Source organism: Caulobacter sp. CCG-8, assembly GCF_037402475.1.
Lineage (GTDB): Bacteria > Pseudomonadota > Alphaproteobacteria > Caulobacterales > Caulobacteraceae > Caulobacter.
The window spans coordinates 263,619-286,379 of record NZ_JBBEUD010000002.1; the positions used below are offsets into that span (position 1 = coordinate 263,619).

The window sequence follows — 22,761 nt, forward strand, 5'->3', positions numbered from 1 at the left end:
GGTCACATGGCCGCCCGGGCGGCGGCGCGCAAGTCCATGATCGCGGTCCAGAACACGTCGGCGCGGTCGAGGTTCACCGCCTCGGCCTCGCCCGGCGCGCGGACGATCTTCTCCCAGGCCGCCACCCAGCGGTCCAGGCCCGCCGGGGTGCGCTCGCCGGCCATGCCGGTGGCCATGGCGTGGATCTGGTCGCCCAGGCGGTCGAACAGCAGCTCGAAGCGCTGGACGCCCTCGGCGCCGCGGAAGGTGTCGGCCATGGCCAGCAGCGCGCCTTCGTCCAGGTCGGGCAGCTTGCGCAGGATCTCGCCGGCCGCGTCGTCGGCCTCGATGGCCCCGGCGGCGGCCAGTTGCAGCGCCCGGCCCGGCGCGCCCTTGGCCATCCGGGACAGGCGATCGGCGTCGTGGGCCGAGACGCCGGCCCGCTGCTGGACCATCGACGCGGCCAGGTTCAGATGCGGCGCGGGCACCACCAGCCGGCGGCAGCGCGAGCGGATGGTCGGCAGCAGCCGGCCCGGCGAGTGGCTGATCAGCAGGATCACCCCGCGCGGCGGCGGCTCTTCAAGAGTCTTCAATACGGCGTTGGCGGCGTTGACATTCAGGTCGTCGGCCGCGTCGATGATCGCCACCCGATAAGGCGAGACGGCGGGCGAATTGGCGAAGAAGGCCGGCAGCAGGCGGGCCTCGTCCACCGGGATCGACTTGCGGGCCTTGCCGTCGTCGGTCTCGCGTTCCAGCACCATCAGGTCCGGGTGCGAGCGCGCGGCGACCTGGCGGCTGACGAAGTCGGTGGGCGCCGAGCCCAGGGCGCCGAAGGCGGGATCGGGCCGCGCGCCCAGCAGGCGGCGGGCCATGCGGTAGGCCAGGGTCGCCTTGCCCACGCCCTCGGGGCCGGTCAGCAGCCAGGCGTGGTGCAGCCGGCCGCGGTCCAGGGCGTCCAGGAAGGCCAGCTCGGCGGCCTCGACGCCGTCGATGGCGAACACGTCGCGGGGATGCGGAGGCGCGTCCATGACCTAGAGGCCCAGCCGCGTGGACACCGCGTCCCAGACGTCGGCCCAGACCGCGTCAATCGCGTCGTCCGCCTCGATCACCACGCAGCGCTCGGGTTCGCGGCGGGCGATCTCCAGGAAGGCCTCGCCCAGGCGCTTGTGGAAGTCCAGGCCCTTGGACTCGAAGCGGGCTTCGCCGCCCCGGGCCAGGGCGCGTTCCAGGCCCGTCTCGGCCGGGATGTCGAAGATCAGGGTCAGGTCTGGGACCGTACCGCCCAGGACGTGCTCCTCCAGCGCCTTGATCAGGCCGATCGGCGCCTCGCCGCCGGCTCCCTGATAGGCGCGGGTGCTGTCGGCGAAGCGGTCGCACAGCACGATGGCCCCGCGTTCCAGGGCCGGCCGGATCACCCGCTCGATGTGGTCGCGCCGCGAGGCGTACATCAGCAGGGTCTCGGTGACCGGCGACCAGCGGTCGACGTCGCCGTTCAGGATCAGGTCGCGGATCTGTTCGGCGCCCGGACTGCCGCCCGGCTCGCGGGTCAGCACCACGTCGGCGCCGTCCGCCTTCAGGCGTTCGGCCAAGCGGCGGATCTGGGTGGACTTTCCAGCCCCCTCGCCGCCCTCGAAACTGATGAAGGTTCCACGCGTCACGGGCTTCAAATCGGCCGTAACGCACCTCTTGTCCAGAGGCGATCGCGGGGAGCTCTAGGGCCGCAGCACCGTGGCGTCGGAAAAGCCCATCGAAGCCACGCGATCGCGCACGCCGAAGGCTTCGGCCTCGTCCGGGCCGGCCTTGACCACGACGCGATACAGCGTGCCCTGGGCGCGTTCCACCGACTCGACCGAGGCCTCGCCCGCCCCGCTCAGCTGGGCGGCGGCGCGCTCGGCGTTGGCGCGGCTGGCGTACGAACCGGCCTGGACACGATAGGCGCTTTCCACGCCGGCGTTGGCGAGGACCGGCGCGGGCTCGGCCGGGACCACCGGCGCGGGCGTCGGCGGCGCATAGGGCACGAAGTCGGGATCGGCGGCCTTGGGCGGCGGCGGGGCGTCCCAGGCCGGCTGGGCCGGCGGCAGGCCCGTGGTGTAGACGCGGGGCTTGGCCGGCGGGGTGTAGCGCGGTTCCGGCGGGGGCGGCGCGGCCGAGGCGATCATGCGGCGCTGGTCGAAGGGCGTCTTGCCGGCCGGGCCGATGTAGCGGACGCGGACATGGGCCACGCCTGCCCGCCCGTAGCCCAGTTGCTCGGCGGCGGCCTTGGACAGGTCGATGATCCGGCCGTCGACGAACGGACCGCGGTCGTTGACCCGCACCTGCATCTTGCGGCCGTTGTCGAGGTTGGTGACCTCGACGATGCTGGGCAGCGGCAGCGTCTTATGGGCCGCCGACGGCAGGTCCATGTCGAAGATCTCGCCGTTGGCCGTGCGGCGATTGTGGAACTGCTCGCCGTACCACGAGCCGATCCCCTTCTCGTCATAGTCGGGATCGGCCTTGGGATAATACCAGATGCCCTTGATCTGATACGGCTTCTCCGTGCCGCGCAGGCCGTTGGTCGAGCCCGGCGGCGGGGGTCCGGAATAGGGCCTGGCGGTCGAGGTGGCCTGAGGCAGGCGGGTCGGCAGCGGCGTGGCGCAGGCGGCCAGACCGGCGCAGCCCAAGGCGGCCACGGCCACGCCGCGCAGCAGACGGAAGTCGCCTCGCGCCTCGCCTCCCATGACCCAGCCGCCCTCCTGAAGGTTGTATATCAGAAAGCAGGGTCGTTCAGGAGGCTTGAGGTCTGGTTAACTAAAGGTGCGACCAAACGAACCGCAAACGGACTAGAGCCGGCGCGCGACCGCTGATATAGGCCCCTGCTCCGGGCAGGTGGCCGAGTGGTTTAAGGCAGCGGTCTTGAAAACCGCCGTGGGTGAAAGTCCACCGTGGGTTCGAATCCCACCCTGCCCGCCACATCTCCCGAGACCAGATCATGTCCGACACCGTCCGCGCAGCCGTCTACGGTTCCCCGTCCTTCGACATCGTCGATGTCCCGGGCGGCGCCGTGCAGACCTCGCCGCTGGTGGTGGGCTCGACCGACCTAGCCGACCTGGCCGACGGCGCGCTGGACGAGATCGTGATCCAGGCCCCCGCCGGCGTCGCCGAGCGGCGCTACGTCCTGGCCCAGGCCCTGCGGGCGCTGAAGGTCGAGGGGCGCCTGACCGCCCTCGCCCCCAAGGACCGGGGCGGCCTGCGGATGAACAAGGAGCTGACCGCGTTCGGCTGCGTCGTCGGCGAGAGCGCCAAGCGCCACCAGCGGATCTGCGTCGCCCTCAAGCCCGCCGCGCCCGTCGGCTTGGACGCCGCCGTGGCCGAGGGCGCGCCGCGCCGGCTGGACGGCGACGGCCTATGGACCCAGCCCGGCGTGTTCAGCTGGGACCGCCTGGACCCGGGTTCGGCCCTGCTGCTCAAAGCCCTGCCGCCGCTGGCCGGCGCCGGCGTCGACCTGGGCTGCGGCATCGGCGTGCTGGCCCACGCCGTCCTGACCTCGCCCAAGGTGACCAAGCTGACCCTGGTCGACCTGGACCGCCGGGCGGTCGAGGCGGCCAAGCGCAACGTCAACGACCCGCGCGTCGAGGTGGTGCAGGCCGACGCCCGGCGCGGCGGCGACCTGGCCACGGGCCTGGATTTCGTGGTGACCAACCCGCCGTTCCACGAGACCGGCGTCGAGGACAAGGGCCTGGGCCAGACCTTCATCACCTCGGCGGCCGGCATGCTGCGCAAGGGCGGCGTGCTGTGGATCGTCGCCAACCGCCACCTGCCCTACGAGGCGGTGCTGAACGAGCACTTCAAGAATGTCCGTCCCGTGGCCGACGCCGGCGGGTTCAAGGTCTACGAGGCCCGCAAGTGACGAAAGCCCTGATGGCGCGTCTGGACCGCCTGCTGGCCAATCTCGGCTACGGCAGCCGGCGCGACGTCCAGGCCCTGGTCTCGGCCGGCAAGGTCGTGCTGGACGGCTTGGCCATCAAGGACTCGGGGCAGAAGATCGCCGTCACCGCCGACTTGCCGCAGCGGATGAAGATCCGCGGCGTTTCCGTTGATCCGCCAGCGCCCCTGGTGTTGATCATGCACAAGCCGCTGGGCGTGGTCTGCTCGCACCGCGAGGACGGCGAGCGCATCTACGACCTGCTGCCCAAGCGCTGGCAGATCCGCGACCCGGCCCTGTCGAGCGTCGGGCGGCTGGACAAGGACACCTCGGGCTTGATCCTGATCACCGACGACGGCGACTTCCTGCACCGGGTGATCTCGCCCAAGCGCCACGTGCCCAAGGTCTATCGCGCCACGCTGGACCGGCCGCTGACCGGAACCGAGGGCGCGGCGTTCGCCAGCGGGACCCTGATGCTGGAGGGCGAGGAGAAGCCCCTGCTGCCGGCGACCCTGGAGGTGCTGGGCGAGCGCGAGGCGCGGCTGACGATCACCGAAGGGCGCTATCACCAGGTGCGCCGGATGTTCGCCGCCGTGGGCAACCACGTGGTTGGCCTGCATCGCGAGCGGATCGGCGGGATCGCCCTGCCCGACGACCTGGAGCCGGGCCAGCACCGCATCCTGACGGCGGCCCAGGCAGAGGAGGTCTTCGATGTCTGAAGAGCGCCTGATGGACGCCCGCGGCCACCGCTGCCCGGTGCCGACCCTGCGCCTGCGCCGGGCCCTGGAGGACGCGCCGCCCGGTGGTCTGGTCCGCCTGCTGGCCGACGACCCGCTGGCCCGCATCGACGTGCCGCACTTCGCCGCCAGCGCCGGGGCCACGGTGCTGGAGGTCGTCGACGCCCCGAACGGCGCGATCAGCTTTCTGGTGGCGAAGGCGCCTTGAGCGGAATGGCCTTGGGTCCCTCCAGCAGGGCCCGGGGCCGCTCGTCCAGCGCGATCTCCATCTCGGTGGCCAGGGCGCCGCCGAAGAACACGGCGTTGACGCTCCACGACAGCCAGATCAGGAAGATGATCACCGCCGAGATCGAGCCGTAGGTCGCGCCCAGATGGGCCACCTGCTCGACATAGAAGGCGCTGGCCCACGACATGAACACGCACATCACCGCCGCGGCGAACCCGCCGGTCGATGAGGCGCGCCAGCCGACCGGCTCGCGCGACATGGCGTAGCGGTAGATCAGGGTCATGCCGACCAGCAGGCCCAGGCTGGCCCAGGTCCACTCGCTCTGGATCCACGACGCGCCGGCCAGGGGCCGCAGGTTCAGGGTGCTGGCCAGCAGGCGGAAGGTCAGGAAGACGCCCGACATCACGAACAGCAGGCCGAAGGCGGCGACCAGCACCACCAGGGCCATGAAGTTGAAGCCGAAGAAGCCGCGCTGGTCCTCTTCGTCATGGATGAAGGACAGGCCGGCCAGCAGGGCCTTGAACCCGCGATGGGCGGCGTAGAGGCCGATGACCAGCACCACGGCGCTCTGGGCGGAGATGGCCTTCTCCGGGGCGTGGGCCAGGCGGGCCAGCTCGCTCTGGAAGATCGGCCGGGCGCCGGACGGCATCAGGAACGACAGCTTGTCGGCCTGGAAGGCGGCCTGTTCCGGGGTCAGCAGCAGGCTGAACAGGCCGATCAGGATGGCCAGGCCGGGGAACACCGCCAGCAGGATGAAGAACGAGACGCCGCCGACGTAGAGCATGACGTCGCGGCCCCACAGACGCTGCAGGGCCAGGCCCAGAACGCGGAGGGTTTCGGTCACCCAATGGATCGGATCTAGGTCGAGGTCCCGAAAGCGAAGGCGGTCCTGGGGGGATTTCATGCGGCGGAAACTGGCCTCGGCGCCGCTTTGACGCAAGCGCGCCGCCGAAAAAACATGGAGTCCAACGACAAAGACCCGCCGCTTCAGGGAAAGCGGCGGGCCTCCGCAGGACGAACCTGAACCGAACGCCGCATCGAGGGACGGGTGGCGCGACGGCCGGTTGCAGGATCAGGTTTAGGCCCCTCCGGCTGAACCGCACCTGAATGGCGTCGTCAGGGAAGGTCTCTGGGGCGCCCTTCCTAGAGCGCGCCCTGGGCCTTCAGATCGGCGATGGCCTCGGCCGAGAAGCCCCAGTCGCCCAGGGCCGCGTCGTTGTCGGCCCCGATCTTGGGCGGCGGGCCCTGGATCGCGCCGGGCGTGGCCGAGAAGCGCGGGGCCGGGGCCGGCTGGGTGACGCCGGCCACCTCCACGAAGGTCTGACGGGCGGCGTTGTGGGCGTGGGTCGGCGCCTCGTCCATGGTCAGGACCGGGGCGAAGCAGACGTCGGTGCCGTCCATCAGGGCGCACCAGTCGTCGCGGGTCTTGGTGGCGATCACCGCCGCCAGCTTCTCGCGAAGCTGGGGCCACTCCTCGCGGCTCATCTGGTGCTGGAACTGCGGGTCGGTGATCCCCGTCTTTTCAAGCAGCAGCAGGTAGAATTGCGGTTCGATCGAGCCGATCGAAATCCAGCGGCCGCAGGAGCACTGGTAGGTGTCGTAGAAGTGCGCCCCGCCGTCCAGCAGGTTGGTCCGCCTTCCGTCCCCCCACATGCCGCCGGCCTTGAAGCCGTAGAACATGGCCATCAGCGAGGCCGCGCCGTCGCTCATCGCGCAGTCGATCACCTGGCCCTGCCCCGTCGCGCGGGCGTGGATCACCCCGGCCAGCAGACCGAAGGCCAGATAGAGCGCCCCGCCCCCGAAGTCGCCCACCAGGTTCAGCGGCGGCACCGGCTTGTCCTGCGTGCCGATCGCGGCCAGGGCGCCGGTGATGGCGATGTAGTTCATGTCGTGGCCGGCGGCCTTGGCGTAGGGGCCGGTCTGGCCCCAGCCGGTCATGCGGCCGTAGACCAGCCTGGGATTGCGGGCCAGGGCGACGTCCGGACCCAGGCCCAGCCGCTCCATCACGCCGGGCCGGAAGCCCTCGATGATCCCGTCGGCGCCTTCCATCAGCTTCAGGCAGGTCTCGACCGCGGCCGGCGATTTCAGGTCCAGCGCCACCGAGCGGCGGCCCCGGGCCGTGACGTCGGCGGGCGAGCTGCGCCCCGAGCCCTTGCGGTCGATGCGCACCACGTCGGCTCCCAGGTCCGACAGCAGCATGCCGCAGAACGGCCCCGGGCCGATCCCGGCGAATTCCAGCACCTTCAGGCCGGACAGCGGACCCTGGGCCATGACGTTCCTCCCGGCCGACTCTCGCGGCGCTTCATCGTCCAAGCCACTAGAACGACCCTGCCCTTCGGTCAGGCAAGAGCGTTTATCCGTTCACAGGCCTGCGGCGATGCGGACCTATGAGGCGTTGCGGCCTCTGCTATGTTGCAACGTCGAATCTCGAGGACGCCGCGTCGTCGAGCGATACCGGTATCCGGGGCGGAGGCTTGAGTTGGCGGTGAACGCCCGAATCCTGATCGTGGCGCGCGACGATGCTCGCGCCGGGCCGCTGTCCGAAGGGCTCGACAAGCTCGGCTGGCGGACCATCACCGCGCGCGGCCCCTACGCCGCCCTCGCCGCCCTGGGCGACCTGAACATCGAGGCCGTGATCGTCGACCTGGAGAGCGCCGGTCCCGACGCCCATTCCCTGTCTCGCCGCCTGAAGGCCGCGGTGGCCCCGCGCCGCCTGCCGGTCATCGCCATCGGCGAGCCGGGGACCGAGGCCAACCACCAGGCCTTCGACCTGACCCTGTCGCCGCCCCTGCATCCCAGCCAGGCCGTGCTGCGCCTGGAGAGCCTGGTCCGCACCGCCATCGCCGAAGAGGAGTTCGAGCTCCGCCTGGCCACCTTCGGCGATCGCGGCCGGCGGCTGGACCTGCCCGAGCCCCAGGCCGAGCCGTTCCGCATCCTGGCCATCGGCGAGCCGGCCCCGCAGTTCCTGGCCCTGTCCAACGCCCTGACCCGCAGCGGGGCCGACGTGGTCGGCGCCTTCACCGCCTATACGGCCTTCGACTATCTGCACGAGCGCGCCTTCGACGCGGTGGTGCTGTGGGCCGGCGACAATCAGCAGGAAGCCCTGTCGATCGCGGCGGGTATGCGACGCAACACCCGCCTCTTCCACATCCCGGCCCTGCTGTACCTGAAGGCCGAGAGCTACGTGACCATGTCGGACGCCTTCCATCGCGGGGTGTCCGACGTCGCCTCGCCGGAGACGGCCGAGATCGAGACCGCCAAGCGGGTCATCGAGCTGGCCCGCAACTATCGCCGGGGCGAAGCCATCCGCGGCGCCCTGGAGAAGGCCCGCAGCTCGGGCCTGATGGACGCCGCCACCGGCCTGTTCACCCGCGACCTGTTCGCCGCCCACCTGGTGCGCCTGGCCACCGCCGCCCGCGAACGGGCCCGGCCCCTGTCGATCTGCGTGCTGCGGGTGGCCGACAAGCCCGACACCGTCTGGGCCCGCAAGAACGGCTGGCTGGACCGCGCCATCCCGCAGATCGGCTCGATGGTCGGCCGCCTGGTCCGCGTCGAGGACACCGCCGCCCGCCTGGCGCCCGAGGTCTTCGCCCTGGCCCTGCCCGCCACCAACGCGGCCGCTGGACGGGCCGCCGCCGAGCGGATCGCCGCGGTGATCGGCTGCACCGCCTTCGACGCCGGCGACGACCGTCCGCCGTTCGTCTGCGAGTTCGACATCGGCGTGGCCCAGATCGAGGCCGGCGAGAGCGCGGTCCACGCCCTGGAACGCGCCGCCGCCCAGGCCCTGCAGCGCCACTCCGCGTAAGAGGAAACCTCCATGGGCCAGCCGTTGCTGATCGACCTCGTCGCCGACGTCGTCTGCCCCTGGTGCTATCTGGGCTGGCGTCGCGTGAAGTCGGCCCTGGCCCTGCGTCCGGACGTCGAGCCGCTGGTCGTCTGGCGGCCCTACCAGCTGGACCCGAGCCTTCCCGAGGAAGGTGTTGACCGCAAAGCCTATATGGCCGGCAAGTTCAAGGACGCCCTGAAGCTGAAGGCCGTGCATACCGCCCTGGTCGAGGCCGGGGCCGAGGAAGGCATCGTCTTCGACTTCGACGCCATCGCCCTGTCGCCCAACACCAGCGCCGCCCACCGGCTGATCCGCTGGGCGCATGGGGCGGGCAGGCAGGACGCCGTGGTCGAGGCCCTGTTCGCCGCCTATTTCACGGAAGGCCGCGACATCGGCGATCCCGTGGTGCTGGCGCAGATCGGCGAGGCGGCGGGCATGGACCCGGTGTTGATCCTGAAACTGCTGTCCGAAGGCGCCGACAAGGACGTGATCGCCCGCGAGCACGCCATGGCCGTCCAGGGCGGCGTCACCGGCGTGCCGTTCGTGATCTTCGGCGGCAAGCTGGCGGTGGTCGGCGCCGAGAGCCCGGAGAATATCGCCGAGGCCATCGACAAGGCCCTTGAACAAACGGCCTAGCTCGACAATCTCCCCGGCGGAAACCGCGTTGTCAGCGGTCTTTTTCGGGGGCGTCTCATGAACCATTCCAGCATCCAGATGGCGATCACCATCGCCGTCGTCGCCGTGATCTTCGCGTTGCGGTTCCGCGGCATGACCCGCGAACGGCCGTTCAAGCTGGAGCTGATCTGGATCATGCCCGCCCTGCTGGTCGCGGCCATGGTCGCGGTCCTGCTGCAGTTCCCGCCCCACGGCCTGGACTGGGCCTGGCTGGCGGCGATCTTCGCGGTGGGGGCGGCGATCGGCTGGTGGCGCGGCAAGCTGATGCCGATCGCCATCGATCCCGAGACCCACGTGCTGAACATCAAGCCGTCGCCGGCGGCGATCCTGTTCCTGCTGGGCCTGTTCGTCGTCCGCTTCGCCCTGCGCGCCCTGATCGAGAGCGAGGCCTCGGCCTGGCACGTCAGCGCCGCCCTGATCACCGACGGCTTCATCGTGCTGGGCGTGGGCCTGCTGGCCGTGTCGCGGGTGGAGATGGGCCTGCGGGCCTGGGGCCTGCTGCGCGAGGCGCGGGCGGCGAAGGCGGCGGCCTGAGCGTTTCAAGCCGGGGACATGCGCTCGCGGCGTGTCCCCATCAGCATTCACTGAGCCGAGACCTGGGGACACGCGCATGCGCATGTCCCCGTCGGCGCGTCACCCCTCCAGCGTCGTCTTCATCGCCGCGCAGCCCAGGTCCATGAAGCCGGCCACCCGCTCGGCCGCGTCGTGCGGCAGGATGTCGGCGGTCCAGACGATGCGGCTGCCCGACCCTTCGTCCAGCACCTGCATGGCGCCGTTGTGGTGGCTCAGCAGCTGACTGCCGACCACCGACCAGACCAGGCGGCGGGTCTCGTCGTCGACCGCGACGATCAGCTCCCGGGCCACCAGGCCGCCGGCGAAGGTGACGGTCCGGGCCCCCTCCTCCACCTGGCAGTCGGTCAGCACGCCGGGACACAGGCGCTGATGGACGCGGCCCCAGTCGCGCACCGCGTCCCACACCTGGGCGGGCGCGACGGCGACATCGACGGACTTGGTGACGGCAGCCATGGGAAAACTCCTCCTGAGGTTTCCCCGACCCTGGCAAATCCGCGTCGGCCTGGCTGGCGGGATCCGGACCCGGTCGTCGCGGCCGAGGGCCGGTCGATCAAGAAAATAAGCAAGCCCAACCGATCCCCCGTAGTATGACACCCTTAAGTTGTCTCTTGGCGAGCGCAGGAGAACTGTTGTGCGGACGACATCTTCACGACCCCTAAAGGTCCTACTGTTGGGATGTGCAGCAGCGGTGTCGGTTTGCGCTTCGCCGGCGCGGGCCCAGACGTACGTCTATCAGGACGGCCAGGTCGATCCTTTCGGTCCTATCGTCTTGACCCAGGACAGCTCCCTCGTCGTCTCAGCGGAAGCGGCGTCGGCGACCCAATCCAGCCCGATCAGCGGTCCCTTCGGCATATCCAAGGGCGGCGCCGGTACGCTCGTCCTGACGGGCGCCAATACCTACACCGGGCGGACGGACATTAGCGGGACCCTCGCCCTCGGAAACGGAGGAGTCACCGGCTCGATCGCGAACACGAGCTTGATCTTCAGTAATGGCGTTCTGCAGTTCAACAGGTCCGACCGGCTCGTCGTCGCGACGGAGATGCGGGGGGCGGGAAACATTTGGCAAATCGGCTCCGGCGTCACCGTGCTGACGAACGACAACGTCTTCGCCACCGGCGGTGTGGTCATCCAGAACGGCGTGCTTCAGTTCGGCGATGGCGGGACGACGGGAGCGTTCCCCGGACGCCTGCTCAGCAACATCGTGACCCAGGGGTCGGGTGTGCTTGCGATCAACCATTCCAATGATTTCCAGTTGGTCCGGAGCGTCATCGGTTCAGGATCGTTGCACCAGGACGGTACGGGCACGACGATCATCAGTGGCGACAACACCTACACCGGCGGCACGGTGATCTCCGCCGGGGCGTTGCAGATCGGTCGTGGCGGCGCAGGCAGCATTGTCGGCAATGTAGTCGACAACGCGACGCTGATTTTCGCGAGCGGCGGTCGCGCCAATTTCGACGGTGTCATTTCCGGCACGGGCCAGGTGATCAAGCGCGACCCGTCCGAGCTGACATTGACGGGGGGCAGCACCTATACCGGGCCGACGATCATCGAAGAGGGCCGGCTGATCGTGAACGGCTCGCTTGTATCCACGGTCACCGTCAACCCGTCGGGAAGGCTCAGCGGATCAGGTTCGGTGGGCGGTGCGATCGTTCATGGCGCGCTGGCGCCGGGCAATCCCGTCGTCGCGGACGTCTTCACGATCAATGGTCCGCTCACCTTCGGCGCGGACGGCGTCTACATCGTTGATGTCGTGACCGCGGGCGCCGATCGGGTCAATGTCGGCGGTGTCGCCAGCCTGGCCGGAACCCTGCGTCTCCTCCCCGCGGTCGGACCTTATACCGGCGCCGTCTCCTATACGCTCCTGTCCGCCACCGGTGGCCGGACGGGAAAGTTCGGCACGGTCGAAACCCAGGGCTCGTTTGGCCCCGACGTCCGGTGGTTCATCGCCTACACCGCCAATTCGGTCGTGCTGAACGTGCTGCCGGATGACCTGTCTTTGCTCCTTGAGCAGGGGGCCACTACGCAGAACGAACGCAATGTCGCGGTCGGCATAGATCGCGCTGTCGCCGCCGGCGGCGATCCCTCGCCGTTCTTCGCCCTGTACAGCCAGCCCAGCGGCGCCTTGGGTCCGGCCCTGGCGAGCCTGTCTGGGGAAATCCATGTGGCGACCGCGTCCTCGGTCGCGCCTGTCGCCGAGCAATTCCTGGGCGTCATGTTGGATCCCTTCGCCGCCGACGGCCGCCGCGTCACCCGCGACGAACGCGGTCTGATCCTCTGGGGCGCGGCGTTTGGGTCGACCGGTCGCAGCGACGGGGACGTCTCGGGCGTCGGATCCACCCATGGCGATAGTCACGACGGCCAACTGGCTTTCGGCGTCGATATTCATCCGAACGCCAACGCGCTGTTCGGCGCCGCGATCGCGGCCGGCACAAACGATCTGTCCTTGGCCCGGGATCAGGGGCGCGCCAAGTCCGACACGCTGGAATTTGGGGTCTATGGCCTTGGCCGGATCGGCAAACTCTACCTCGCCGGCGCCGTCAGCCATGGCGTGTTCGACACGGATACGCATCGGGCTATTCCGGTGTTCAGCCTGTCGGACGTTTCGGCCAAGTACGATCTGAAGGCCTGGAGCGCACAACTGGATGCGTCCATTGCCGTCATCCAAGGCAAGGCCGGCGCCCTCGCGCCGATCGCGAGCCTGCGATGGGTGTCGGTCGAAAGCCCCGACATCAAGGAAGAGGCGACCGTGACGGAAACCGTGCTTCAGGTCGCGGGGCGCACGAGCGACAACGCGCGCGCCGAATTGGGTTTGAGGGCCACGACCGGAGAGCTGGTCGGCTCCGACAAAGTCGCGGGCTTCGTTCAAGCGGGATGGGGATACTATCTCGAACGGGACCGCGCCATGACCGCGCGGTTCATCGGCCTGCCGGGTTCGGACATGACGATCCTGGGTTCAAGGCCGCCTCGCAATGTCGCCCTAATCGCCGGTGGGCTCGATCTGAAGCTCGGGGCGGGGACCACCGTGTCGGCTGGAGCCGACGGTGAAGTCGGGTCCGGCTTCAACCGCGTGTCCGGCTGGGTGCGGCTGCGAGCGGCCTTCTAGGCCTTCGCCAACTTCACCAGCTGCGACAGGATCTTCTCGGCCGCGTCCAGCCGCTGGGCCGGGGTGTCCCACTCGCCCTTGATCACCACCTTCTGGTCGGGGCGCACCTTCCAGATCAGGCTGTTCTTGGACACGAACTGGACCAGGGCCAGCGGGTTGGCGAACTCGTCGTTGCGGAAGCTGGCCACCGCGCCCTTGGGACCGACGTCGATCTTGGCGACATTGGCCTCGCGGCACAGGCCCTTGATGGCGACCACCTTCAGCAGGCTGTCGGTCTCGGGCGGCAGCGGGCCGAAGCGGTCGATCAGCTCGGCGGCCAGGGCCTCGCGGTCGGCGGCCTTCTCGGCTTCCGACAGGCGGCGATAGAGCGACAGACGCACGTTCAGGTCGGGCACGTAGTCGTCGGGGATCATCACGGCCGCGCCGGTGTTGATCTGCGGCGACCAGCCCCGGTCCTCCAGCAGGGCCTCGGCCCCCTGGCGCTCGCGCAGCTCGGCGACGGCGTCCTCCAGCATCTGCTGGTAGAGCTCGACCCCGATCTCCTTGATGTGGCCGCTCTGCTCGTCGCCCAGCAGGTTGCCGCCGCCGCGCTGGTCCAGGTCGTGGCTGGCCAGCTGGAAGCCGGCTCCCAGGCTGTCCAGCGACTGCAGGACCTTCAGGCGCTTCTCGGCCGACAAGGTGATCTGCTTCTCGGCCGGCGTGGTCAGGTAGGCGTAGGCCCGGGCCTTGGACCGCCCCACCCGGCCGCGGATCTGGTACAGCTGGGCCAGGCCGAACATGTCGGCGCGGTGGACGATCAGGGTGTTGGCCGAGGGGATGTCGAGCCCGCTTTCGACGATCGTCGTCGCGAGCAGCACGTCGTACTGGCCCTCGTAGAAGGCCGTCATCACGTCTTCCAGCTGGGTCGGGGCCATCTGGCCGTGACCGACCACGTACTTCACCTCGGGCACCTGGGTGCGGAGGAACTTCTCGATGTCCTCCAGGTCCTTGATGCGCGGCACCACGTAATAGGCCTGGCCGCCGCGATACTTCTCGCGCAGCAGGGCCTCGCGCAGGGTGACCGGGTCGAACGGGCTGATGTAGGTGCGCACCGCCAGGCGATCGACGGGCGGGGTGGCGATGATCGACATCTCCCGGATGCCGCTGAGCGCCATCTGCAGGGTGCGCGGGATCGGCGTGGCGGTCAGGGTCAGCATGTGCACGTCGGCGCGAAGCTCCTTGAGCTTCTCCTTGTGCTTGACCCCGAAGTGCTGCTCCTCGTCGACGATCACCAGGCCCAGGTCCTTGAACGAGACCTGCTTGGAGAGCACCGCATGGGTGCCGACCACGATCTCGAACTGGCCGTTGGCCAGGCCCTCGCGGGTGTCGGAGGCCTCCTTGCCGGTCACCAGGCGCGACAGGCGGGTGACCTTGACCGGCCAGCCTTGGAAGCGGTCCTTGAAGGTCTTGTAGTGCTGGCGGGCCAGCAGCGTCGTCGGGCAGACCACGGCCACCTGCTTGCCGCTCATGGCCACCACGAAGGCCGCGCGCAGGGCGACCTCGGTCTTGCCGAAGCCCACGTCGCCGCAGATCAGGCGATCCATGGGCTTGCCCGAGCCCAGATCCTCCAGCACGTCGGCGATGGCCGAGAGCTGGTCGTCGGTCTCTTCGTACGGGAAGCGGGCGCAGAACTCGTCGAACACCCCGTGCGGCGGATCGGTCTCCTCGACCGACTTCAGCTGGCGGGCGGCGGCGATCTGGATCAGGCCCTCGGCCATGACCCGCAGGCGTTCCTTGGCCTTGGCCTTGCGCCCCTGCCAGGCCGCGCCGCCCAGCTTGTCCAGCTGGACGTTCTCGCCGTCAGTCCCGTAGCGGGTCAGGAGGTCGATGTTCTCGACCGGCAGGTAGAGCTTGGCCTCGCCGCCGTACAGCAGGTCCAGGCAGTCGTGCGGCGCGCCCTGGACATCGAGGGTCTTGAGGCCCTCGTAGCGGCCGATGCCATGGTCGATGTGCACGACGAGATCGCCCGGCGTCAGGGCGCTGGCCTCGGCCAGGAAGTTGGCGGCGCGGCGCTTCTTGCGCGGCCGGGCCAGGCGGTCGCCCAGGATGTCGGTCTCGGAGATGACCGCCAGGCTGTCGGTCTCGAAACCGTTGTCCAGCGGCAGGACCACGCGCTGCGGGGCCTTGGGATCGTTGGCCTTGGCCGCCTGCCAGTAGGCGGCGTAGGGGATCTTCTTCAGGCCGTGGTCGGCCAGCATGGTCCCCAGGCGCTCGGACGAGCCCTCGGACCACGAGGCGAACAGCACGCGCTTCCCCTCCCCGGCCAGCTTGCGGGCGTGGTCGGCGGTGGCTTCGAACAGGTTGACGCTGTCCTGGGCCCGCTCGGCGGCGAAGGTGCGGCCCAGCTTCGCGCCCAGGTCGACGACGTCCAGGCCCTGGGGCTGGAACGGCGTGAACTTGCGGTTGGGGCGGTCGTCCAGCGCCTGGTCCCATTCCTGGGCGGTCAGGTAGAGGGCGTGCGGCTCCAGCGGGCGGTAGGCCGACTTGCGGTCGGCCGAGGCGCGGGCGTCATAGGCGTCGGCGATCATCGCCAGGCGCTCGTCGCGGCTTTCCGTGACCTGGTGGTCGACGCCGACCAGGGCTCCGTCCGGCAGATAGTCGAACAGGGTCGCCATCCGCTCGTAGAACAGCGGCAGCCAGTGCTCCAGGCCGGCGCGGCGGCCGCCCTCGCTGATCGTGGCGTACAGCGGATCGTCGCCCGGCGCGCCGAACGCGCGGATGTAGCCGTTGCGGAACCGCGAGACGCCGTCCTTGTCCAGCAGGGCCTCGCTGACCGGCAGCAGCTGGATTTCCTTCAGTTGCTTGGTCGAGCGCTGGGTCTCGGGATCGAAGGCGCGGATGCTCTCCAGCGTGTCGCCGAACAGGTCCAGGCGCACCGGTTCCTCGGCGGCCGGCGGATAGACGTCGATCACCCCGCCGCGGATGGCGAATTCGCCGCGCTCGGAGACGGTGGAGGCGCGGCTGTAGCCGTTGATGGCGAAATAGCGTTCCAGGTCCGCCACATCGACGGAATTCCCGACCTTGGCCGAATAGCTGGCGCGCAGCAGGACGGCCTTCTCGGGCACCCGCTGCAGCAGGGCCGGCGCGGCCGTGACCAGCATGGCCGGCTTGTCCTTGCCCAGGCCCTCGGCCAGGCGGTGCAGCGTGGCCATGCGCACGGCCGCCACCCCAGCCGACGGGCCGATGCGGTCATAGGGCAGGCAGTCCCACGAGGGGAACAGCACGGTCTCGATCTCGGGGGCGAAGAACTTCAGGGCGTCGATGAAGGCGCTGGCCCGGGCGGTGTCGCGGGCCACGAAGGCGGTCAGGCCGCCGCGCGCCCGGGCGATGTCGGCCATGACCAGGGCGTCGAAGCCCTCCGGCGCGCCGGCCAGGGTCAGGCCTCCCGAGGCCTTGGCGATCTGTTTGGCGTCGTAGGCCATGGGGACTCTTCGAAGACTGGTCAGCGACAACGTGCTGACGATGATGTTGTTACCAAGATCGCGCTCGGGACTTTCAACCCCCGCTCATCCCGGCGAATGCCGGGACCCAGATGGAATGGCGGTATGACTGACGCCATGAACGCTGAGCGCCTCCAATCATCCGCGCCGCCATGGGATCTGGGTCCCGGCATTCGCCGGGATGAGCGGATTCAGGGGGATCACATCCCGTCCCCGATCGGCCGCGACGCATGAGCTTCGTAGCGGAAGGTCTTGATCAGGGTCAGGACGTCGGTGTCGAACTTGGCCGGGGTCGGTTCCTGGCCGACGATCCAGGCGTAGATCTCGCGATCCGACTCCTCCATCAGCGCTTCGAACGTATCCAGCTGCTCGGGGGTCAGGTTGGGGCCATGGGTGTCCGCGAACGGCCCCAGAATGAGGTCCGCTTCCCGAAATCCGCGATGCCAGGCCCGGAACTTCAGCCGCCGGAGGCGGGAGTCGTGATCGATGGTCATGTGACCGGGGATATAGAGCGCCGAAAGCCCTTGCGCCAGCGGCGGATTGACCGGGATCGGCAGGCCTTGTAGGCGCGGACCATGGCCTCGCTGATGATCCAGGGCTGCGGTTCGGACGTGGGCAAGTCGACCCTGGTGGCGGGCCTGTGCCGGCTGTTCGCCAATCGCGGTCTGGTGGTCCGGCCGTTCAAGCCGCAGAACATGTCCAACAACGCGGCCGTCACCGCCGACGGCGGCGAGATCGGACGGGCCCAGGCGCTGCAGGCCATCGCCTGCCGCACGCCGCCGACGGTCCAGATGAACCCGGTGCTGCTGAAGCCGCAGAGCGACGTCGGCGCCCAGGTGGTGGTGCTGGGCAAGGTGGCGGGAAACTACAAGGCGCGGGCTTTCCAGGGGCTGAAGCCCGACCTGCTGGCCACCACGGTCCAGGCCTATCGCCAGCTGACCGCCGAGGCCGACCTGGTGCTGGTCGAGGGCGCGGGCAGTCCGGCCGAGACCAACCTGCGGGCGGGCGACATCGCCAACATGGGCTTCGCCCACGCCGCCGACGTGCCGGTGGCCCTGGTCGGCGACATCGACCGCGGGCACGTGATCGCCGCCCTGGCCGGGGCCCACCTGGTGCTGGACGCGGCTGACCGCGACCGCATCAAGGGCTTCATCATCAACAAGTTCCGCGGCGATCCTTCGCTGTTCGATGAAGGCCGGCGCGAGATCGTGGCGCGCACCGGCTGGCCGGACCTGGGCATGGCGCCGTGGCTGGCCCCGGCCCGCGCCCTGCCCGCCGAGGATGCGGTGGTGCTGGAGCGGCCCGTCCGCGCCGACGGCGACAGGCGCGTGCGGATCGTCGTGCCGATGCTGTCGCGGATCGCCAATTTCGACGAGTTCGACCCGCTGCGGGCCGATCCCGACATCGACTTCGCCTTCCTGCCGCCCGGGACGCCCGTGCCCGGCGACGCCGACCTGGTGATCCTGCCCGGGACCAAGGCGACCCTGGCGGACCTGGCCTTCCTGCGCGCCCAGGGCTGGGACATCGACATCCTGGCCCATGTGCGTCGCGGCGGACGGGTGCTGGGCGTCTGCGGCGGCTACCAGATGCTGGGGCGGACGGTGTCGGACCCCGAGGGGATCGAGGGCGCGCCGGGCTCGGCGGCCAGCCTGGGCCTGCTGGACGTCGAGACCGTGCTGCTGGGCGACAAGGTGCTGCGGGCGACGACGGGCCGGCTGCTGGACGGCGACGCGGCCTTTTCGGGCTACGAGATGCATGTGGGCCGAACGACCGGTCCGGGCGCGGCGGCCCCGATGCTGGCCTTCGACGGCGGGACCGTGGACGGCGCGGTCTCGCCGGACGGCCGGGTGGCCGGCGCCTATGTCCACGGCCTGTTCGAGCGCGGCGAGGCGCGGGCCGCCCTGCTCGCCCCGCTCGGCCTGGCGGTGACGCCGCGCGACCACGCCGCGCGCGTCGATGCGGCCCTGGACGAGATCGCGGGGATGCTGGAGCGTTCGCTGGATATCGAGGCGATCGCGCGGATCGCGGGGCTGTAGAACGCAAAAAGCCGTTGTCATCCCGGAAGCCTCGCAGACGCTGTCCGGGACCCAGGTGACTGGGCCGACGCGGTGCAGCCGCCCCTGGGGCCCGGACAAGCGCTGCGCGCTTTCCGGGATGACAACGATAAGGGATGGGTCGGTTTCGATAGCCCCGCCCCATCCGACGCGCGAGGATGCTTCCGACGATTCCCGCGAGGCCCGCTGCATGACCGCTCGCCCCATCTCCGCCCTGCGCGCCTTCCTCCAGAGCGAATCCGCCGGCGGGCTGCTGCTGATGGGCGCGGCCGCCCTGGCCCTGATCGTCGCCAATTCGCCGCTGGCGGAGGACTATTTCCACGCCCTGCATGTCGAGATTTTAGGTCTATCGCTGGGGCATTGGGTCAACGACGGCCTGATGGCCGTGTTCTTCCTGCTGGTCGGGCTGGAGATCAAGCGCGAGATGGTCGATGGCGAGCTGTCCAGCTGGTCGCGGCGCGTGCTGCCCGGCGTGGCGGCCCTGGGCGGGATGCTGGTCCCGGCCCTGATCTATGTGGCGGTCAATCTGCAGGCGCCCGCCAACCTGCGCGGCTGGGCCATCCCGGCCGCCACCGACATCGCCTTCGCCCTGGGCGTGCTGTCGCTGCTGGGGCCCCGCGTCCCGGGCTCGCTGAAGGTCTTCCTGGCCGCCCTGGCGATCATCGACGACCTGGGCGCCATCCTGATCATCGCCGTCTTCTACACCGACCACCTGACCCTCTGGGCCCTGGGTGGGGCGGCGGCGACCCTGGCGGCGCTGGTGACGATGAACCGTCTCAAGGTGATGAGGCTTTGGCCCTATCTGGTTGTCGGGGCTGGACTTTGGGTCTTCTTCCTGAAGTCCGGCGTGCACGCCACCCTGGCCGGGGTGATCCTGGCCATGACCATCCCGATCACCAAATCGCCGGCCCGTCCCGACGACGGGCATTCGCCGCTCCATCGCCTGGAGCACGCGCTCAATCCGTGGGTCGCCTACCTGGTCGTGCCGGTGTTCGGCTTCGCCAACGCCGGCGTCGCCCTGGGCCAGGTGGGGCTGGCGGAGCTGACCGCCCCCGCCACCCTGGGCGCCGAGCTGGGTCTGTTCCTGGGCAAGCCGATCGGCGTGGGCCTGTTCTGCCTGGCCGCCATCAAGCTGGGCTGGGCCCAGCGGCCCAGCGGCGCGTCCTGGGCGCAGATCTTCGGCGTCTCGGCCCTTTGCGGCATCGGCTTCACCATGAGCCTGTTCATCAACAACCTGGCGTTCGACGCCCCGGTCCTGCAGGCCGAGACCAAGATCGGCGTGCTGGCCGGCTCGCTGCTGTCGGCCCTGCTGGGCTGGCTGGTCTTCAGCCTGGCGCCGCGCCCCCGCGATCCCCACATCTCCACTGAAGCCTGAACCGGAGCCTGTCATGCGCGCCGTCCTCGTCTCCCCTCTCCTCGCCGCCCTGGCGCTGGGCGCGGCCCTGGCCGCCCCCTTGGCCGCCTTCGCCGCCCCGGCCGTCTCGTCGGTCCGCGTCTCCATCGGTCCCGGCCTGGCCGAGGAGGCCGACCAGATCGGCGACCGCGACCTCGACTCCCTGGCCGCCGACCTGCGGCGGACGATCGAGCGGCGGCTGCCCTCGGCCCGGGACGGCGGCGTCCTGACCCTGGTCATCGACGACGCCCGCCCCAACCGCCCCACCGCCCAGCAACTGCTGACCACCCAGGGCCTGTCGATGGAGAGCTTCGGCAACGGCGGGGCGACGATCAGCGGCGACTATGTCGACGCGGCCGGCCAACGCACGCCGATCGCCTACAGCTGGTACGGCGACGACATCCGCTGGGCCCGGCACAGCTCGACCTGGCACGACGCCGAGGACGCTTTCGACCGCCTCGCCCGCCGCCTGGCCAAGGACCAGTTCAGCGACGCGCGCTGAAACGCGCGTTTCGATGACCTCTTGCCAGTCGTCCCGACACGGCGTCTGATCGCTGTTCATGAACGCGGGGCCAACCCGTAGTCGGCGAGGAACGCATGTCGGAACGGCGCTCATCCTGGACCCTGGCGGCCTTCGCCGCGCCGTGCCTGCCCCTGGCAGCCCTGGGCCTGCCGCTGGTGGTCTACCTGCCCGAATACTACGTCAGCGACCTGGGCCTTTCCCTGTCGATGGTCGGTTCGGCCTTCCTGCTGGTGCGGGTGGCCGACATCATCCTGGACCCGATCCTGGGCGGACTGATGGACACCACGCGCACCCGCCTGGGCCGGTTCAGGCCCTGGCTGCTGGCCGCCGCGCCGGTGCTGATGCTGGCGGCCTATTTCCTGTTCATGGCCAAGCCGGGGATCGGCCCGCTCTACCTGTGGGGCTGGCTGGTGGTCTGCTACGTGGGCTACTCGATGGCGGTGCTGTCGCACACGGCCTGGGGCGCGGTGCTGTCGCCGGACTACCAGCAGCGATCCCGGGTCTATGGCTGGTGGAGCGCCGGCAACGTGGTCGGCATGATCCTGGTGCTGCTGCTGCCGCCGCTGCTGGCCATCGTGTTCAAGGGCGACCACGCCGCCGGCATCCAGGCCATGGGCTGGCTGATCATCGCCCTCTTGCCCCTGACCTTCCTGCTGGCCTCCGCCGTGGTGGGCGAGACCAACGTCCCGCCGGTCCGGCACCAGGCCGGGCTCAAGCAGTATCTGGGCCTGATCAAGCGCCCGTCGGTGCAGATCCTGCTGTTCGCCGACCTGCTGATGGGCCTGGCCCCCGGCATCGCCGGGGCGCTGTTCTTCTTCTTCTTCGAGCGCATCAAGGGCTTCGACAAGGGCGAGGCCGGCGTCCTGCTGCTGATCTATTTCGTCGCCGCCCTGGGCGGTTCGCCGATCTGGCCGCTCCTGGCCAAGAAGATCGGCAAGCACAAGGCCCTGGCCGTCGCGGCCCTGATCTACGCCTTCGTGCAGTTCGCCACCGTCTTCACCCCCAGCGGCATGAGCGTGATCGGCACGCTGATCCTGGTCCTGGCCGGCCTGCCCTATTCGGCTGCGCCGCTGCTGGTGCGCTCGATGATGGCCGACCTGGGCGACGAGGAGCGGCTGGTCAGCGGCGTCGACCGCACGGGCCTGCTGTACGCCGTCGTCAACGGCACGGTGAAGCTGGGCTACGCCCTGGCCATCGGTGTGTTCATCGTGCTGGGCAAGCTGGGCTTCGATCCCAAGGTCCCCAGCGCTCAGGGCGACACGGCGCTGATCGCCCTCTACGCGGTGGCGCCGGCGGTGCTGGGGCTGCTGGTGTGCGCGGTCATCCTGCGCTATCCGCTGGACGCGACCGCCCATGCCGAGATCCGCCGTCAGCTCGACGAACGGGACGCGGCCGAGCCCCTCCCCAGCCCGAGTCCGGAACCGCATGTCGCCCCCCTCGCCAGCCCAAAACCCGCCGCTGAATGATCCCCGGGAGAAGGACCAGCACCCGCTCTTCACTCTGATCGACATCATGGCGAAACTGCGCGATCCCGACGGCGGCTGCCCGTGGGACCTGGAGCAGACCTTCGCTACCGTCGCGCCCTACACGGTCGAAGAGGCCTACGAGGTTGCCGACGCCATCGAGCGGAACGACCTGTCCGACCTGAAGGAGGAGCTGGGCGACCTGCTGCTGCAGGTGGTGTTCCACTCCCGCATGGCCGAGGAGCAAGGCGCCTTCGATCTGGCGGGCGTGGCCTCGGCGATCAACGACAAGATGGTGCGCCGCCACCCGCACGTGTTCGGCGACCACGCCTATGACGACCTCGACGCCCAGGTCGCCGGCTGGGAGGCGCTGAAGGCCCAGGAGCGCCAGGCCAAGAAGAAGGGCGGCGTGCTGGACGACGTGCCCGCCGGCCTTCCCGCCATGACCCGCGCCGTCAAGCTGACCAAGCGCGCCGCGCGCGTCGGCTTCGACTGGCCCTCGACCGACGAGGTGCTGAACAAGCTGGCCGAGGAGGTCGCCGAGCTGAAGGTCGAGATCGCCGCCGGCGACAAGGCCAAGGCCCGCGAGGAGCTGGGCGACCTGCTGTTCGTGGTCGCCAACCTGGCCCGCAAGCTGGACGTCGAGCCCGAGGACGCCCTGCGCGCCACCAACGCCAAGTTCGCGCGTCGCTTCGCCTTCATCGAGGCCGAGCTGGCCAAGGACGGCCGCACGCCCGACCAGTCGGACCTGGCCGAGATGGACGGCCTATGGAACGCGGCCAAGGCGGCGGAGAAGAAATAACCGTCGGGGACATGCCCTTGCGGC

Annotated in this window: 20 protein-coding genes and 1 tRNA gene; 13 read left to right on the forward strand and 8 right to left on the reverse strand. The window is 69.8% G+C overall.

Annotated features, from left to right (window positions below; genetic code table 11):
* Positions 1-2: 2 nt before the first annotated feature.
* The 3 genes from WAE60_RS02735 to WAE60_RS02745 are packed head-to-tail and all read right to left on the reverse strand — an operon-like array spanning position 3 to position 2,696.
* Entirely contained in the window at positions 3-1,007 is a 1,005-nt protein-coding gene (locus tag WAE60_RS02735; protein ID WP_029917244.1) for a DNA polymerase III subunit delta', read from the reverse strand.
* Positions 1,008-1,010: 3 nt separating this feature from the next.
* On the reverse strand, positions 1,011-1,637 hold the full coding sequence (gene tmk / locus WAE60_RS02740) for a dTMP kinase (protein WP_029917245.1): 627 nt from the start codon (positions 1,635-1,637) through the stop codon (positions 1,011-1,013).
* 54 nt (positions 1,638-1,691) lie between these two features.
* Positions 1,692-2,696 carry a septal ring lytic transglycosylase RlpA family protein gene (locus tag WAE60_RS02745; RefSeq protein WP_029917247.1) on the reverse strand — a complete coding sequence of 335 codons (1,005 nt, stop codon included), beginning with the start codon at positions 2,694-2,696 and terminating at the stop codon, positions 1,692-1,694.
* Positions 2,697-2,838: 142 nt separating this feature from the next.
* On the opposite strand from WAE60_RS02745, the gene WAE60_RS02750 reads away from it, so the two are divergent.
* The 4 genes from WAE60_RS02750 to WAE60_RS02765 all read left to right on the forward strand — a co-directional run bounded on the left by WAE60_RS02750 (position 2,839) and on the right by WAE60_RS02765 (position 4,825).
* Positions 2,839-2,928 (forward strand) — tRNA-Ser (locus WAE60_RS02750).
* A gap of 19 nt (positions 2,929-2,947) precedes the next feature.
* Entirely contained in the window at positions 2,948-3,865 is a 918-nt protein-coding gene (locus tag WAE60_RS02755; RefSeq protein WP_337684859.1) for a class I SAM-dependent methyltransferase, read from the forward strand.
* Positions 3,862-4,599: a 16S rRNA pseudouridine(516) synthase gene (locus WAE60_RS02760; RefSeq protein ID WP_337684860.1), complete on the forward strand. Its 738-nt coding sequence runs from the start codon at positions 3,862-3,864 to the stop codon at positions 4,597-4,599. Before WAE60_RS02755 ends, WAE60_RS02760 begins: the two co-directional genes overlap by 4 nt.
* A complete protein-coding gene (locus tag WAE60_RS02765) occupies positions 4,592-4,825 on the forward strand; it encodes a sulfurtransferase TusA family protein (RefSeq protein WP_337684861.1) in 234 nt (77 codons plus the stop codon). Before WAE60_RS02760 ends, WAE60_RS02765 begins: the two co-directional genes overlap by 8 nt.
* Here the strand turns inward: WAE60_RS02765 and WAE60_RS02770 are convergent.
* Positions 4,797-5,747, reverse strand: a complete 951-nt coding sequence (locus WAE60_RS02770) for a YihY/virulence factor BrkB family protein (protein ID WP_051696096.1) — start codon at positions 5,745-5,747, stop codon at positions 4,797-4,799. The genes WAE60_RS02765 and WAE60_RS02770 overlap by 29 nt on opposite strands.
* Before the next feature lie 239 nt (positions 5,748-5,986).
* Complete coding sequence (locus WAE60_RS02775) at positions 5,987-7,114, reverse strand: CaiB/BaiF CoA-transferase family protein (protein ID WP_337684862.1); 1,128 nt, start codon at positions 7,112-7,114, stop codon at positions 5,987-5,989.
* A 208-nt stretch (positions 7,115-7,322) separates the two neighbouring features.
* On the opposite strand from WAE60_RS02775, the gene WAE60_RS02780 reads away from it, so the two are divergent.
* From WAE60_RS02780 to WAE60_RS02790, 3 genes are read left to right on the forward strand one after another with little or no spacing between them, the layout of a single operon-like run.
* Complete coding sequence (locus WAE60_RS02780; protein ID WP_029917257.1) at positions 7,323-8,648, forward strand: diguanylate cyclase; 1,326 nt, start codon at positions 7,323-7,325, stop codon at positions 8,646-8,648.
* 12 nt (positions 8,649-8,660) lie between these two features.
* Positions 8,661-9,305, forward strand: coding sequence for a DsbA family oxidoreductase (locus WAE60_RS02785; RefSeq protein ID WP_029917258.1), 645 nt, complete (start codon positions 8,661-8,663; stop codon positions 9,303-9,305).
* Positions 9,306-9,362: 57 nt separating this feature from the next.
* A complete protein-coding gene (locus tag WAE60_RS02790; protein WP_337684863.1) occupies positions 9,363-9,878 on the forward strand; it encodes a hypothetical protein in 516 nt (171 codons plus the stop codon).
* 99 nt (positions 9,879-9,977) lie between these two features.
* Here the strand turns inward: WAE60_RS02790 and WAE60_RS02795 are convergent, their stop codons facing one another.
* A complete protein-coding gene (locus tag WAE60_RS02795; protein ID WP_337684864.1) occupies positions 9,978-10,370 on the reverse strand; it encodes an SRPBCC family protein in 393 nt (130 codons plus the stop codon).
* A 316-nt stretch (positions 10,371-10,686) separates the two neighbouring features.
* On the opposite strand from WAE60_RS02795, the gene WAE60_RS02800 reads away from it, so the two are divergent.
* A complete protein-coding gene (locus WAE60_RS02800) occupies positions 10,687-13,023 on the forward strand; it encodes an autotransporter domain-containing protein (protein WP_337684865.1) in 2,337 nt (778 codons plus the stop codon).
* Here the strand turns inward: WAE60_RS02800 and mfd are convergent.
* Positions 13,020-16,484, reverse strand: a complete 3,465-nt coding sequence (gene mfd / locus WAE60_RS02805; RefSeq protein ID WP_337684866.1) for a transcription-repair coupling factor — start codon at positions 16,482-16,484, stop codon at positions 13,020-13,022. The genes WAE60_RS02800 and mfd overlap by 4 nt on opposite strands.
* A 218-nt stretch (positions 16,485-16,702) precedes the next feature.
* Positions 16,703-16,996, reverse strand: coding sequence for a succinate dehydrogenase assembly factor 2 (locus tag WAE60_RS02810; protein ID WP_029917263.1), 294 nt, complete (start codon positions 16,994-16,996; stop codon positions 16,703-16,705).
* A gap of 81 nt (positions 16,997-17,077) precedes the next feature.
* Between WAE60_RS02810 and WAE60_RS02815 the strand changes: the two genes are divergently transcribed.
* From WAE60_RS02815 to mazG, 5 genes are all read left to right on the forward strand, one after another.
* Positions 17,078-18,538 (forward strand): cobyric acid synthase, encoded by a 1,461-nt coding sequence (locus tag WAE60_RS02815; protein WP_029917264.1) that lies wholly within the window; start codon positions 17,078-17,080, stop codon positions 18,536-18,538.
* A 208-nt stretch (positions 18,539-18,746) separates the two neighbouring features.
* Positions 18,747-19,931, forward strand: coding sequence for a Na+/H+ antiporter NhaA (gene nhaA / locus WAE60_RS02820; RefSeq protein WP_337684867.1), 1,185 nt, complete (start codon positions 18,747-18,749; stop codon positions 19,929-19,931).
* A 13-nt stretch (positions 19,932-19,944) separates the two neighbouring features.
* Complete coding sequence (locus WAE60_RS02825; RefSeq protein ID WP_337684868.1) at positions 19,945-20,451, forward strand: hypothetical protein; 507 nt, start codon at positions 19,945-19,947, stop codon at positions 20,449-20,451.
* 95 nt (positions 20,452-20,546) lie between these two features.
* Positions 20,547-21,938, forward strand: a complete 1,392-nt coding sequence (locus WAE60_RS02830; protein ID WP_337684870.1) for an MFS transporter — start codon at positions 20,547-20,549, stop codon at positions 21,936-21,938.
* Positions 21,898-22,737: a nucleoside triphosphate pyrophosphohydrolase gene (mazG, locus tag WAE60_RS02835; protein ID WP_337684871.1), complete on the forward strand. Its 840-nt coding sequence runs from the start codon at positions 21,898-21,900 to the stop codon at positions 22,735-22,737. Before WAE60_RS02830 ends, mazG begins: the two co-directional genes overlap by 41 nt.
* The last annotated feature ends 24 nt before the right edge of the window (positions 22,738-22,761 follow it).